This is a genomic window from Brucella pseudogrignonensis (assembly GCF_002252525.1).
Lineage (GTDB): Bacteria > Pseudomonadota > Alphaproteobacteria > Rhizobiales > Rhizobiaceae > Brucella > Brucella pseudogrignonensis.
In genome coordinates this window covers 255,307-268,290 of record NZ_NNRM01000017.1, presented here as the reverse complement: position 1 = coordinate 268,290, position 12,984 = coordinate 255,307, and the positions used below count along the sequence as shown (strand labels likewise).

The window sequence follows — 12,984 nt, the reverse complement described above, 5'->3', positions numbered from 1 at the left end:
TTGAAACCAGCAAACGCGACCGGCAATCCAGTTACTTGTCCGCCGGGCAACTGGTGGCGAAAGGAAGAAATATGAAGCCCGTTTTCCTGCAACTGCAATGTGCCCCTGGCAAGACCTATGAAGTTGCGGATACGCTCTATCAGCGTGAGATCGTATCGGAACTCTATTCGACGAGCGGTGAGTTCGATCTTCTGGCCAAAATCTACGTCAAAGAAGGCGACGATATCGGCAAATTCATCAATGAGAACGTTTTGAACATTCCAAACATCGTGCGCTCTCTGACCACCCTCACCTTCACCGCTTTCTAAAAATTGACGAGGCGAGGCAGGATCAACCCTTTGAAACTTCGCCTTGAGACTTCAGCGAAGTAAAGATTTGATTCACCATTAGTCTAGTATCCTATTCTCTCAGGGAACCTCCCTGTGTCCTTGCGCATTGACTCTGTGATAGCCCGCGCAAATGGGCCTCATGTAAGATTAAATCGAAAGCGACACTGGAAAGACGATGGATAATCTTGAGCAGAGAAAGGTACTGGTCGTGGAGGACGAAATTTTCGTCGCCCTCGACGTGGCCGCGACTGTAGAAGATGCCAACGGAACCGTTGTCGGCCCCGTCGGCACAGTAAGACAAGCCATAGACCTCATCAGCAAGCAGCCAGTCGATGCTGCAATCCTCGACGTGAACCTTGCTGACGGTGATCTGGAACCCATTTTAGACCGCTTGAAAAGTCAGAATATCTTCGTGGTTATTCATACTGGCGGCGGTCTACCTGCACATCTGGCGGCTCGATACCCGGAAGTTCCGGTATTTCAAAAGCCGGTTCCGCCCTATGTGCTGACACGAGCTCTAGCAACGGCACTATCGTCTGAAATTGTGCAGCAGGTTTGATGCGCCAAAACTTTCCCGATTTTGCAACAGTGCTGAAAGAAGCTGAAGCGGGTGGCGACAGCGACGAGCAAACACAACGCCCGCATATCGGCCTTGCTTCGGCGGTTTTCTCAGCAGGCTTCAGCCCGATTGCAAGTTCCGGACCCGCTACTCAAACAACCTTTCCTTCTTTCGACACAAATGAAGTCGATGATGAAGCGGAGAATGTGAAACGCGATTTGGCCGAGCGCATGAAGAACCAATCTCCCGCATCAATTCGCAGTGAACTCGATCTTAAACCGGGGATGAAACGCGCCGAGCTACAGCGACTGCGTCGCAGCTTTGCAGCCAGCAATCATCCCGATCGTCTGCCGGAAGAGTTTCGTCTGGCCGCAGAACAGCGTATGAAGACAGCCAATGCGCTTCTCGATAGCGCCATGGCTTCTGCGACAAATGAGCTTTGAGAAATTTCCTTACGTTTAAAGCTTTAAATCTTTTGCATTATATCAACGATATGTTAGATTATCGGCGTCGGTGCCTGCAATTGCTGTTGCACGCCTGAACCTTCCGTGGAATGCAACGTGCCTTTTAAAATAGTGCGCCAGTGCAGTCTCTGGGGCAATTTGCGCTTTGCTCTGCGGAAATGATTCTGTCATACCGGCATCAAAGTTAGAACAGTTCCTAAAAGGTTTGAAAATGCCTCCTTATCGTTCGCGTACTACCACCCACGGCCGCAATATGGCTGGCGCGCGCGGCCTATGGCGCGCCACCGGCATGAAAGATGAGGATTTTGGCAAGCCGATTATTGCTGTGGTGAACTCGTTCACGCAGTTCGTTCCCGGCCATGTGCATCTGAAAGACCTCGGCCAGCTCGTCGCGCGCGAAATCGAAAGTGCGGGCGGCGTTGCCAAGGAATTCAACACCATTGCGGTCGATGACGGCATCGCGATGGGCCATGACGGGATGCTCTATTCGCTGCCATCGCGTGAACTGATCTCCGACTCGGTGGAATACATGGTCAATGCCCATTGCGCGGATGCGATGGTCTGCATTTCCAACTGCGACAAGATCACTCCCGGTATGCTGATGGCTGCTCTGCGCCTCAATATCCCGGTCGTGTTCGTTTCCGGTGGTCCTATGGAAGCCGGCAAGGTTATCTGGGACGACCAGGTCAAGAAACTCGACCTCGTTGACGCAATGGTCGCAGCCGCCGACGACAGCTACACCGACGATCAGGTTAAGGCGATTGAACGCTCTGCATGCCCGACCTGTGGTTCGTGCTCGGGCATGTTCACCGCAAACTCGATGAACTGCCTCACCGAAGCGCTTGGCCTGTCGCTGCCGGGCAATGGTTCGACGCTTGCAACCCATGCCGACCGCAAACGCCTCTTCGTTGAAGCCGGTCATCTGGTTGTCGATCTTGCTCGCCGTTATTATGAGCAGAACGATGAAAGCGTATTGCCGCGCTCGATTGCGAGCTTCCCGGCCTTTGAAAACGCCATGACGCTCGACATTGCCATGGGCGGCTCGACCAATACGGTTCTGCATCTGCTTGCAGCCGCACAGGAAGCAGAAATCGACTTTACCATGGCCGATATCGACCGCCTGTCGCGTCGCGTGCCGGTTCTCTGCAAGGTCGCACCCGCCAACAACACGGTTCACATGGAAGATGTGCATCGCGCGGGCGGCATCATGGGTATTCTGGGTCAGCTCGACAAGGCAGGCCTAATCAATACCGATCTGCCGACCGTGCATAGCGAAACCATGGGCAAGGCGCTTGATCATTGGGACGTCACCCGTACCAATAGCGAAATGGTGCACAAGTTCTATTCGGCGGCGCCGGGCGGCGTGCCGACACAGGTTGCCTTTTCTCAGGAACGCCGCTTTGACAGCGTCGATGCCGACCGTGAAAAGGGCGTCATCCGTTCCAAGGAACATGCATTCAGTCTGGATGGTGGTCTGGCGGTACTTTACGGCAATCTCGCGGAAGATGGCTGCATCGTGAAGACCGCAGGCGTGGATGATTCCATTCTGAAATTCTCCGGCCCTGCCCGCATCTTCGAAAGCCAGGATTCAGCCGTGCTCGGCATCCTGAACGGCAAGATCAAGGCTGGCGACATTGTGCTGATCCGCTATGAAGGCCCGCGCGGCGGTCCGGGTATGCAGGAAATGCTCTATCCGACCAGTTACCTCAAGTCGAAGGGTCTGGGTAAGGCTTGCGCGCTGATCACCGACGGACGTTTCTCGGGCGGCTCTTCGGGCCTTTCGATCGGTCACGTTTCGCCGGAAGCAGCCGAAGGCGGCACAATCGGTCTGGTGCGTGAGGGCGATATCATCGATATCGACATTCCAAACCGCAAGATTCATCTGGCTGTTGATGATGCAACGCTGGCAGAACGCCGCGCCGAGCAGAATGAAACAGGCTGGAAGCCGCTTGAAGAGCGCAAGCGCAAGGTTTCAACTGCGCTAAAGGCTTATGCTTCCATGGCAACCAGTGCTGCCAAGGGCGCAGTGCGGAAACTGCCTGATTGATTGAACTAAAAAAGCAAAAGCCCCGCACATGCGGGGCTTTTTCCATTTTATAGACTTTTATTATTGCAGTGCTTTGGCCACCGCTGGCATCAGATCGTTCTTCACAGATTCCGGCGTAAACGGCCCGACATGCTTGTAGACAATCTTGCCGTCTTTATCGACGAGGAAGGTTTCAGGCACGCCATAGACGCCCCATTCAATGGCTGAGCGTCCGGCACGGTCGGCGCCGACGGCAGCAAACGGATTACCGAGATCGCCCAAGAAACGGCGGGCGTTTTCGGGCTGGTCCTTGTAATTAAGGCCAACCACGCGAATGCGCTCATCCTTGGCGATTTCCATCAGCAGCGGATGCTCCTGACGACAAGGAACGCACCACGATCCCCACACATTGACCAGTGTAAGCTTGCCCTTGAAATCTTCGCTGTTGAGCCCCGGAACAGGCGCGCCGTCGCGTGTCAAACCTTCAACGGCTGGCAGACTGGTTTGCGGTGCATCCTTGCCAATAAGTGCCGACGGGATGGTCGAGCTATCCTTGCCCGACAAAAGCTGCACAGCAAAAACCGCAGCCAGTGCCACGAAGATCAGCAGCGGCAGCAATGCCACCCAGGTTGAACGTTTCTTGGATGCGGGTTGCTTTTGCGTTGTCTCAGTCATTTCGCAGAACCGGATGCTTTGGCAGAACGGCGACGCACACCCTGCGCCTCAAGCCGTTTCAGCTCATTTTTCTGGATACGCTGATCAATCAATATCCAGCCGATGGTGACAGCAAGTGCCACAACCGTAATGCCATAAGATGCCAGAACAAACCCTAGATGATTGCCCATTATGCACGCTCCCCAGCTTGTTTGGCGCGATTGCGATCCACATTGCGGGCTGCAAGCTTTTTCATCGAAGCCACCCGGCGACGCCAGATTTCATTGCGCATCGCCATCATGTGAAGCGCCAGAAACATCAGTGTGAAGCCGATGGCCATCACGAAAAGCGGACGAAGCATGGAGCCGTCAATCGTCGGGCCATCCATACGGAAGACGGATGCTGGCTGATGCAATGTGTTCCACCAGTCGACCGAGAATTTGATGATAGGAATATTGATGAAGCCGACCAGTGTGAGCACCGCCACAGGCTTGGCGCTTTTGGCCGGATCATCCATTGCACGCGACAGCGCGATAATGCCAAGATACATCAGGAAGAGCACGAAGACGGAGGTCAGACGCGCGTCCCACACCCACCATGTGCCCCACATCGGCTTGCCCCAGAGCGAACCGGTTGAAAGTGCAAGTGCTGTGAACACCGCGCCCAAGGGAGCCGCAGCGCGGATCGAAACATCGGCCAGCGGATGACGCCAGACCAGCGTGCCCAGCGCCGAAATTGCCATGATCGAATAACACATCATGGAAAGCCATGCGAAAGGCACATGGATATACATGATACGGACAGTCAGTCCCTGCTGATAATCATCCGGCGACAGGAAAACCATATAAAGGCCGGCTGCCAGAATGAGCGCAGACAGGCCGCCAAGCCACGGCAAAACCTTGCCCGCGAAAGCGAGGAAGCGCGTGGGATTTGCCAGATCGAGCCAGCTTGTGGTTTTCACGATGTCTTTCGTCATGACCTTTATTTAACCCGACCCGATAGGGCGTTCAATTGACCGTAATCAACTGCGTCAATCCGCCGACGTTTTAAGAACAGCCGCCGCAGCGATCGGCCCCAAAACTGCAAAAAACAAAGTCAATGCGCAGAGAATAAGAAACGGTGCAAAGAAAGGCGCCACCATATCAGTCGCGCCATAAGAAGCAGATACGCCGAAAATCAGCACTGGAATGGTCAGCGGCAGCACGATCACCGAAACCAGCAGGCCGCCCCGCGGCAAAGCCACAGCAAGTGCAGCGCCGACAGCGCCGATAAAGGCAATTGCGGGGGTTCCGACCAGAAGTGTGAGCGCTGTTGCAGCGGTTGCCGTCGTATCCATATTCATGAAAAGCCCAAGCATCGGCGAGGCAATGACCAGCGGCAGAACACTCGCGACCCAATGAGCGACGCATTTCACAAACACTGTAAAAGCCAGCATATGGCGGTCTGCGCCGATCAGCAGCAGATCAAGCGAGCCATCTTCACGGTCCGCCTGAAACAGCCGGTCGAGGCCGAGAAGTGTTGCCAGCAAAGCGCCGATCCACAGCATGGCGGGCCCAATGCGCGCCAGCAGATTGAGATCGGGACCGACGCCAAATGGCATCACTGAAATGACTGCCAGAAAGAACAGAATACCGATCAGCGCGCCGCCGCCGGCACGGAAACTCAGACGCAAATCTCGCAGAAACAGTGCCAGCATCACACGACCTCGTGCGAATATTGCGCCATGTCGAGCGTCCGCACGCCTTCGAGGCCGAGCGGAATATGCGTTGCGGCAATCACCATACCGCCGTCCCGCATATGATCGCGCATGAGTTCTGCAAAGCGAGATTCAGATGCCTTGTCGAGACCAGCGGTCGGTTCATCAACAATCCAGAGTGGACGGTAGCTGATCAGCAGCTTGGCAATGGAAACGCGGCGCTTTTGTCCCGTCGAGAGATAGCCAAACGGCAAATGTTCAACGCCCGGCAGATCAACGGCTTCCAGCGCTTCATCAATGTCAAATCGTGCTGAACCGTTGAATTTCTGCCAGAACAAAAGGTTCTCACGCACGCTTAAAGCGGGCTTCATTGCATTCTGATGGCCGAGATAATGGCAGGCTGCTCGAACGGGCAACGCGGCTCTGTCTTCCGACAGCTCGACCTTACCAGCTTCAGGGGCAAGCAGACCGCAGATAATGCGCAGCAAAGTGGACTTTCCGGAGCCGTTCGGGCCAGTGACAATCAGCGCTTCGCCGGACAATACTTCAAATGAAAGACCTGCAAAGATCGTCTCGCCGCCGCGCTCGCCCGCCAGATTTTCGGCCCCAAGCCGCATATTCTCTCCTTACCACATTTGGCAAAAGCCAAACGGGATATCGCAACATTTTGCCGCAAGGGATCAGGTTCACGATAATCTGTCTGGAATCGTTTTAATAAACTCACTATATCAGAGCTACCATGCCAGCGGTCGGTGTGGAAACAAATTTTGGCCGATCTGAATTGCCTGTTGTTTGTAGGAGCACAGGTGTCGGGGCGGACAGCGGAAATGACTGCACCCGCACCTTGGCGCGTCCTTGAAACGCTAGCCTAGGCGTTCGTCCTGGTTTTCCGGCCAGCAGCATGAGGACGAACTAAAGTGTCTAACATTGATAGTTTCAAAAGCCGCAAAACGCTTACCGTCAACGGTAAGGACTATGTCTATTACAGCCTGACCGAAGCCGAAAAGAACGGCTTGGCGGGCATTTCCAAGCTTCCATTTTCCATGAAGGTTCTGCTTGAGAACCTGCTTCGCTTTGAAGATGACCGCTCCGTCAAGAAGTCGGATATCGAAGCTGTTGCCGCATGGCTCACAGATCGCGGATCGGCAGGTGCAGAAATTGCTTACCGCCCTGCCCGCGTGCTGATGCAGGACTTCACCGGCGTTCCAGCCGTTGTTGACCTTGCAGCTATGCGCGATGGCCTCAAGGCGCTCGGCGGTGATCCGGAAAAGATCAATCCGCTGGTTCCTGTCGATCTTGTCATCGACCACTCAGTCATCGTCGATGAGTTCGGCAATCCAAGCGCATTCAAGGCCAATGTGGATCTTGAATATCAGCGCAATGGCGAACGCTACCGCTTCCTGAAATGGGGCCAGCAGGCATTCAAGAACTTCCGCGTCGTTCCTCCGGGCACAGGCATCTGCCATCAGGTGAACCTCGAATATCTGGCACAGGCCGTTTGGACCAAGGAAGAGGACGGCGTGACCGTTGCTTATCCTGACACCTGCGTCGGCACCGATTCCCACACCACCATGGTCAATGGCCTTGGCGTTCTTGGCTGGGGTGTTGGCGGCATCGAAGCGGAAGCTGCGATGCTCGGCCAGCCGGTTTCCATGCTGCTGCCGGAAGTCATCGGCTTCCGCCTGACCGGCAAGGTCAAAGAAGGCGTGACCGCAACAGATCTCGTGCTCACCGTCACGCAGATGCTGCGCAAGAAGGGCGTTGTCGGCAAGTTCGTCGAGTTCTTCGGCGAAGGCCTCGAAAACATGACGCTGGCTGATCGCGCGACCATTGCGAACATGGGTCCGGAATATGGCGCAACCTGCGGCTTCTTCCCGATCGACAAGGAAACGCTCAACTATATGAACACGACCGGTCGCGCAGAAGACCGGCTCGCGCTTGTTGAAGCCTATTCGCGTGCGCAGGGCATGTGGCGTGAAAAGGGTTCCGAAGACCCCGTCTTCACCGATATTCTTGAACTCGATATGGGTGACGTTGTGCCATCGATGGCTGGTCCAAAGCGTCCTGAAGGCCGCATTGCGCTGGAAAACATCGGATCGGGTTTCGCAACTTCGCTTGAAACCGAATACAAGAAGACCACCGGTCAGACCACGCGTTATGCCGTTGAAGGCGAAGACTATGATCTTGGTCATGGCGATGTGGCAATTGCCGCTATCACATCGTGCACCAACACATCGAACCCAAGCGTTCTGATTGCTGCCGGTCTTCTGGCACGCAACGCAGTCGCCAAGGGTCTAAAGACCAAGCCTTGGGTGAAGACCTCGCTCGCTCCTGGTTCCCAGGTGGTTGCCGCTTATCTTGAATCCGCTGGTCTCCAGAAGGATCTCGATGCACTCGGCTTCAACCTCGTTGGTTTCGGTTGCACGACCTGTATCGGTAACTCCGGTCCATTGCCTGCTCCGATCTCCAAGACCATCAACGAAAAGGGTCTGATTGCGGCAGCCGTTCTTTCCGGCAACCGTAACTTTGAAGGTCGTGTTTCCCCTGACGTTCAGGCAAACTATCTGGCTTCGCCGCCTTTGGTTGTTGCTCATGCGCTTGCTGGCACGGTCACCAAAGACCTGACCAAGGAGCCACTTGGCGAAGATCAGAACGGTAATCCGGTGTTCCTGCGTGACATCTGGCCTTCATCGGCTGAAATCCAGGAATTCATCGCCAAGAATGTCACCCGCAAAGTCTTCTCGGAGAAATATGCGGATGTGTTCAAGGGCGACGAAAACTGGCAGGCCGTGCAGGTTCCTGCTGGCCAGACCTATGCATGGGACGACAACTCGACCTATGTGCAGAACCCGCCTTACTTTGTGGGCATGGGCAAGTCCGCTGGCACGATTGCAGACGTCAAGGGCGCGCGCGTTCTCGGCCTCTTCGGCGACAAGATCACGACTGACCACATCTCACCTGCCGGTTCGATCAAGGCACAGTCGCCTGCTGGCAAGTACCTTATCGACCACGGCGTAGGCGTTGCTGACTTCAACCAGTACGGCACACGTCGCGGCAACCATGAAGTGATGATGCGCGGCACCTTCGCCAACATCCGTATTCGCAACCACATGCTGGGCGAAAACGGTCGTGAAGGCGGCTACACCATCCACTACCCGTCGAAGGAAGAAACCTCGATCTATGATGCTGCCATGCAGTACAAGGCAGAAGGTGTTCCACTCGTCGTCTTCGCAGGCGTCGAATATGGCAATGGCTCGTCGCGTGACTGGGCTGCAAAGGGTACTAACCTGCTTGGCGTCAAGGCAGTGATTGCGCAGTCGTTTGAGCGTATTCACCGCTCCAACCTCGTTGGCATGGGCATTGTGCCTTTCGTCTTCGAGGAAGGCACAAGCTGGCAGACGCTCGGTCTGAAGGGCGACGAAATCGTCTCCATCGAAGGCCTTGCCGATGTACGCCCGCGCCAGAAGGTTGAAGCTTCCATCACCTATGCCGATGGCACGGTGAAGAAGGTTCCGCTCATCTGCCGTATCGATACGCTGGACGAGCTCGACTACATGAAGAATGGTGGCATTCTGCAGACCGTTCTGCGCGATCTCGCTGCTTAATCAGCGAAATCGTCGAAATAAAAAGCCGCCGGAGCAATTCGGCGGCTTTTCCATAGATTGTGACAGTGAGATAAAAGAAACACATTGCCTGCAAATCTCACTGCAACGTGAATTCCTATTGATCGTCGTAATTCCTACATAATAGATGTCAGCGTCAATTATTGCAGGATGAACCCAAAGTGACCTTCCATTCGCCCTTCCAAGGGACAAATACATGGCTTTCCGGTGAATACGTTCCCGGCTTGCGCGGTGTTTGTGCCGCGCTGGGTTTGGCCTTCACCGGGTGTCTTTCCATGCATGGGGTGGCAAAGGCTCAGGATAGCAGCACGCGAACTTCGGTTCTTGAGCTTTATACCAGTCAGGGCTGTAAATCCTGCCCACAGGCCGACAAGAATTTGGCGAAATACGCCGATGATGCGAACGTGCTCGCGCTGTCATTCCACGTCAATTACTGGGATTATATGGGCTGGCGAGATACGCTAGCTTCTCAGGACAATACAGATCGCCAGAATGCCTATCGCAATTCGTTCAATGCGAAGATGGTCTACACGCCTCAAGCGATCGTAAATGGCGCATCGGAAATGAATGGCGGCGACGCCGAGGTTGTTAAGCAGCATATTGCGGCGAGCAAGCTCAATGTTCCCGTTAGTATCAAGAAGCTTGATGACGGTCGTCTGTCTATCGATATAGCGGCAGGGAAGAAGCCTGCAAAGCCCGTTCATGTGGTAATGTTTTACCTGCGCGATTCAGTGACAATCCCGATTGATAAGGGTGAGAACGCCGGGCAGTCAGTCACCTATCGCAACACCGTGACTGACATCAATACAATCGGAATGTGGGATGGCAAAGCTCTGAAGATTGAGCTGCCTGCCTCAGAACTCACGCGCAAAGACGTGACCGGCTGTGCGGTCGTACTGCAGGAAAGCAAAAGCGACAATGCTCTTGGCCAGATTCACGGTGCAGCTATTTTCAAACAGGAAGATCGGCTAGGTCTCTAGACTTCCTGGGCAGACACAATCCATGCTTGGTGAATACGTAAAATCTTTGATTTTTAGGAAGTGTTGCATCTGTCTGAGTGGCTAAAGCGCAGTGCGCCCTTTTGGTCGCACAAAGGTCGCTCTAACACTTTATATTTACGGCAAACTTTTACCTTAAACTGGTTCAAGTCTAAGGAATTACGCTGTAGCCAAGTAAAGGTTGGTTCGGTTCGGGCAGTCCTTTGGGCGGGGGGCTTGGGGTCGGACATACCCGAACCGAACCGTCTCAGGCAACGTGTAGATGCTGACGTCATAATCAGGCCGGAATGCGAAGTTGACAAGGCCAAAATGTGGCTGACAATCACCATTGAGAACAAGCATTCTCTTTTCGTGATCAACTAATATACAATAAATTGGGACCTATTTTTATAGGATAAGCTTGGCAGAAGCTGCCATAGAAGCTTCATGGTCTTGCAATCATTTTACAAAAGCATCACCTTACTGTCATGAGCTGATTTGATCGGTGTTCCCGCGTTTCCTTTACAATCAATGTCGGCGACGAAAGGAAGGACATGGATAGACCAAGCGCTGCGAACGAGGATGTGTCCTCTCATTCGCTTTCCCATCCTTCGGCATCGCCCAAAGTTGTTCCTCTAGGGCAGATAAAACCGCCTGCTCCGACCGTCAGCTTCGACCGACACGAGCTTGGTAAAATCCTCAATATTTATGGCCGCATGGTCTCGACAGGTGCATGGCGCGATTATGCGATTGACTATCTCGCAGACAGAGCGGTGTTCTCTATTTTCCGCCGTGCGAGCGAGGTCCCGCTTTTCCGCGTCGAGAAAAATCCAAAGCTTGCCCAGAAGCAGGGTGCCTATTCTGTGATATCTGCAAGCGGTCTCATTATGAAACGCGGACACGAGCTTGAACGTGTGCTCCGCGTTTTCGATAAGAGCCTGAAGCTGGTTGATAACTAGGTCAGCGGCATCTCGCCGGGGTCAACAGAGCAACCTCCATTGAGCGACAGCTGCATGAGGACCGTATCAAGCCAGCGCCCATGCTTGAAGCCTGAGCCCTGGATACGTCCGCAATGGATAAATCCCAAGCTCTCATGCAGCTTCACAGAGCCGATATTGTGCTCACCATCACCAACTACCGCCAGCAGCTGCCTGAAGCCTAATGCTGTCGCACGCTGGATGAGTTCGCCAAGCAGAAGCTTGCCGACGCCCTTCCCCTTGGCATCGGGTGCGATATAGATCGAATCTTCCGCAAGCCAGCGATAGGCCGGGCGGGTGCGGAAATAGCTGATATAGGCATAGCCCAAGACCAGTCCATTTTCTTCTGCAACAAGAATTGGAAAGCCCTGCTCGACAAAGATGTCGAAGCGCCGTGCCATTTCCTCAATGGTGGGCGGCTCGATCTCGTAAGAACCGGAACCGTTCAGCACAGCTTCCGTGTAGATCATCGTGATGGCTTCAATATCAGTGGGCTTGAAATCGCGGATATGGGGCATGTTGGAGGCCAAGACTCAGTTAAAATTGCCCGTCCAGCATGACTCCGGGCTGCCCGCTTGAAAAGCAAAAAGGGCAGCGTTGCCGCTGCCCTCACGTATTCTTCGTTTAGTATCTTCTCAGCAGGTCTTTATCCCAAAACTGGTTCCCACTTTTGGGAGACATGCTCTTAGTCACGGTTACCCATGAACTGAAGCAGGAACATGAACATGTTGATGAAGTCGAGGTACAGACGCAGCGCGCCCATAACAACCTTACGGCCCTGCGAATCCGCAGAATCACCTTCAAAGTACATTTCCTTGATCGACTGCGTGTCATAAGCGGTCAAACCTGCGAAGATCAGAACGCCGATCACCGAGATTGCAAACTGCAGCGCGGTGGAGCCGAGGAAGATGTTAACGACCGAAGCGATGATCAGGCCGAACAGACCCATCATCAGGAACGAGCCCATTGCGGACAGGTCGCGCTTGGTTGTGTAACCATAGAGTGACAATGCGCCGAACGAAGCAGCCGTTACGAAGAAGGTGCGAACGATGCTCTGGCCGGTAAAGACCAGGAAGACCGATGACAGCGACAGACCGACGAGAGCTGCATAGCCCCAGAACACGGCGTTAGCGGTCGAAACCGACAGACGCTCGATGCGGAAGCTCAGGAAGAATACAGCTGCGAGCGGAGCGAGCATAACCACCCAGCGCAGCGGAGATGTATAAAGTGCTGCACCAAGTGAGGTGAGCATTTTGCCGTTTGCAAGCTGTGCAACAGCTGCCGACGGATCGGTTGTGGTTGCCAACGATGAGACAGCCAAAGCAGCAAGGCCTGTAACAACCAGACCAATTGCCATCATGTTGTAGACGCCGAGCATATAGCTGCGGAGGCCCTGATCGATGTCAGCACCAACGCGAGCGCCACCTACCGGCCTCTGCTGTGCCTGAATATTGCGAAAGTCAGCCATGACTTAAATCCTTTTGCGTTGTCCCGTCCGGTGTCGGGGTCAGGCTCATTTCGAGCCGCTCCCAGGCGCCGCTGGCGGGACCCCAGCATGCCTGCGTTTTATTATGGGGATTTTAGCGTTCTCACACAAGTACCAGCTGTAAAAAATCGTGATAAACGACTTGAAAACTGGATCGCATTATCCATGCGATCCAAGGGCTTAAGCGAATTTA

Annotated in this window: 14 protein-coding genes; 7 read left to right on the top strand and 7 right to left on the bottom strand. The window is 54.2% G+C overall.

Features of this window, described 5'->3' with window-relative positions:
* The first annotated feature begins 71 nt into the window (after positions 1–71).
* The 4 genes from CEV34_RS07905 (at position 72) to ilvD (ending at position 3,399) form a co-directional block, all read left to right on the top strand.
* Positions 72–308 carry an Lrp/AsnC ligand binding domain-containing protein gene (locus CEV34_RS07905; RefSeq protein WP_007873124.1) on the top strand — a complete coding sequence of 79 codons (237 nt, stop codon included), beginning with the start codon at positions 72–74 and terminating at the stop codon, positions 306–308.
* Between the two features lie 196 nt (positions 309–504).
* A complete protein-coding gene (locus tag CEV34_RS07900) occupies positions 505–888 on the top strand; it encodes a response regulator (RefSeq protein ID WP_007873120.1) in 384 nt (127 codons plus the stop codon).
* Complete coding sequence (locus tag CEV34_RS07895; protein WP_007873117.1) at positions 888–1,331, top strand: hypothetical protein; 444 nt, start codon at positions 888–890, stop codon at positions 1,329–1,331. Before CEV34_RS07900 ends, CEV34_RS07895 begins: the two co-directional genes overlap by 1 nt.
* Positions 1,332–1,563: 232 nt before the next feature.
* Positions 1,564–3,399, top strand: a complete 1,836-nt coding sequence (gene ilvD, locus CEV34_RS07890) for a dihydroxy-acid dehydratase (RefSeq protein WP_094543503.1) — start codon at positions 1,564–1,566, stop codon at positions 3,397–3,399.
* Between the two features lie 60 nt (positions 3,400–3,459).
* Here ilvD and CEV34_RS07885 read toward each other — a convergent pair whose 3' ends face one another.
* Genes CEV34_RS07885 through ccmA form a run of 5 tightly spaced genes read right to left on the bottom strand, consistent with a single transcriptional unit; the run spans position 3,460 to position 6,345 of the window.
* Complete coding sequence (locus tag CEV34_RS07885; RefSeq protein WP_007873112.1) at positions 3,460–4,053, bottom strand: DsbE family thiol:disulfide interchange protein; 594 nt, start codon at positions 4,051–4,053, stop codon at positions 3,460–3,462.
* Positions 4,050–4,223, bottom strand: a complete 174-nt coding sequence (ccmD, locus tag CEV34_RS07880) for a heme exporter protein CcmD (RefSeq protein ID WP_007873110.1) — start codon at positions 4,221–4,223, stop codon at positions 4,050–4,052. Before ccmD ends, CEV34_RS07885 begins: the two co-directional genes overlap by 4 nt.
* Positions 4,223–5,008 carry a heme ABC transporter permease gene (locus CEV34_RS07875; protein WP_007873108.1) on the bottom strand — a complete coding sequence of 262 codons (786 nt, stop codon included), beginning with the start codon at positions 5,006–5,008 and terminating at the stop codon, positions 4,223–4,225. The genes ccmD and CEV34_RS07875 overlap by 1 nt, the downstream gene beginning before the upstream one ends.
* A 54-nt stretch (positions 5,009–5,062) precedes the next feature.
* Positions 5,063–5,728 (bottom strand): heme exporter protein CcmB, encoded by a 666-nt coding sequence (gene ccmB / locus CEV34_RS07870; RefSeq protein ID WP_007873106.1) that lies wholly within the window; start codon positions 5,726–5,728, stop codon positions 5,063–5,065.
* Positions 5,728–6,345, bottom strand: a complete 618-nt coding sequence (gene ccmA, locus CEV34_RS07865) for a heme ABC exporter ATP-binding protein CcmA (protein ID WP_007873104.1) — start codon at positions 6,343–6,345, stop codon at positions 5,728–5,730. Before ccmA ends, ccmB begins: the two co-directional genes overlap by 1 nt.
* Before the next feature lie 300 nt (positions 6,346–6,645).
* Between ccmA and acnA the strand changes: the two genes are divergently transcribed.
* The 3 genes from acnA (at position 6,646) to CEV34_RS07850 (ending at position 11,287) form a co-directional block, all read left to right on the top strand.
* Positions 6,646–9,333 (top strand): aconitate hydratase AcnA, encoded by a 2,688-nt coding sequence (gene acnA / locus CEV34_RS07860; RefSeq protein WP_007873101.1) that lies wholly within the window; start codon positions 6,646–6,648, stop codon positions 9,331–9,333.
* A gap of 263 nt (positions 9,334–9,596) precedes the next feature.
* The gene (locus tag CEV34_RS07855) at positions 9,597–10,331 is read left to right on the top strand and encodes a DUF1223 domain-containing protein (protein WP_094543565.1); all 735 of its coding nucleotides are present in this window, start codon (positions 9,597–9,599) and stop codon (positions 10,329–10,331) included.
* A 551-nt stretch (positions 10,332–10,882) separates the two neighbouring features.
* On the top strand, positions 10,883–11,287 hold the full coding sequence (locus CEV34_RS07850; RefSeq protein ID WP_007873091.1) for a DUF2794 domain-containing protein: 405 nt from the start codon (positions 10,883–10,885) through the stop codon (positions 11,285–11,287).
* Here the strand turns inward: CEV34_RS07850 and CEV34_RS07845 are convergent.
* Together CEV34_RS07845 and CEV34_RS07840 are read right to left on the bottom strand one after the other, a co-directional pair.
* Positions 11,284–11,823: a GNAT family N-acetyltransferase gene (locus tag CEV34_RS07845; protein ID WP_007873089.1), complete on the bottom strand. Its 540-nt coding sequence runs from the start codon at positions 11,821–11,823 to the stop codon at positions 11,284–11,286. The two genes, CEV34_RS07850 and CEV34_RS07845, sit on opposite strands and share 4 nt — an antisense overlap.
* Before the next feature lie 167 nt (positions 11,824–11,990).
* Positions 11,991–12,773, bottom strand: coding sequence for a Bax inhibitor-1/YccA family protein (locus CEV34_RS07840; RefSeq protein ID WP_007873084.1), 783 nt, complete (start codon positions 12,771–12,773; stop codon positions 11,991–11,993).
* Positions 12,774–12,984: the final 211 nt, after the last annotated feature.

What these genes read in the sequence shown, in the direction of transcription:
- CEV34_RS07905 (WP_007873124.1), top strand. Translation starts at nt 72, where the DNA reads ATGAAGCCCGTTTTCCTGCAACTGCAATGTGCCCCTGGCAAGACCTAT.
- CEV34_RS07900 (WP_007873120.1), top strand. Translation starts at nt 505, where the DNA reads ATGGATAATCTTGAGCAGAGAAAGGTACTGGTCGTGGAGGACGAAATT.
- CEV34_RS07895 (WP_007873117.1), top strand. Translation starts at nt 888, where the DNA reads ATGCGCCAAAACTTTCCCGATTTTGCAACAGTGCTGAAAGAAGCTGAA.
- ilvD (WP_094543503.1), top strand. Translation starts at nt 1,564, where the DNA reads ATGCCTCCTTATCGTTCGCGTACTACCACCCACGGCCGCAATATGGCT.
- CEV34_RS07885 (WP_007873112.1), bottom strand. Translation starts at nt 4,053, where the DNA reads ATGACTGAGACAACGCAAAAGCAACCCGCATCCAAGAAACGTTCAACC.
- ccmD (WP_007873110.1), bottom strand. Translation starts at nt 4,223, where the DNA reads ATGGGCAATCATCTAGGGTTTGTTCTGGCATCTTATGGCATTACGGTT.
- CEV34_RS07875 (WP_007873108.1), bottom strand. Translation starts at nt 5,008, where the DNA reads ATGACGAAAGACATCGTGAAAACCACAAGCTGGCTCGATCTGGCAAAT.
- ccmB (WP_007873106.1), bottom strand. Translation starts at nt 5,728, where the DNA reads ATGCTGGCACTGTTTCTGCGAGATTTGCGTCTGAGTTTCCGTGCCGGC.
- ccmA (WP_007873104.1), bottom strand. Translation starts at nt 6,345, where the DNA reads ATGCGGCTTGGGGCCGAAAATCTGGCGGGCGAGCGCGGCGGCGAGACG.
- CEV34_RS07850 (WP_007873091.1), top strand. Translation starts at nt 10,883, where the DNA reads ATGGATAGACCAAGCGCTGCGAACGAGGATGTGTCCTCTCATTCGCTT.
- CEV34_RS07845 (WP_007873089.1), bottom strand. Translation starts at nt 11,823, where the DNA reads ATGCCCCATATCCGCGATTTCAAGCCCACTGATATTGAAGCCATCACG.
- CEV34_RS07840 (WP_007873084.1), bottom strand. Translation starts at nt 12,773, where the DNA reads ATGGCTGACTTTCGCAATATTCAGGCACAGCAGAGGCCGGTAGGTGGC.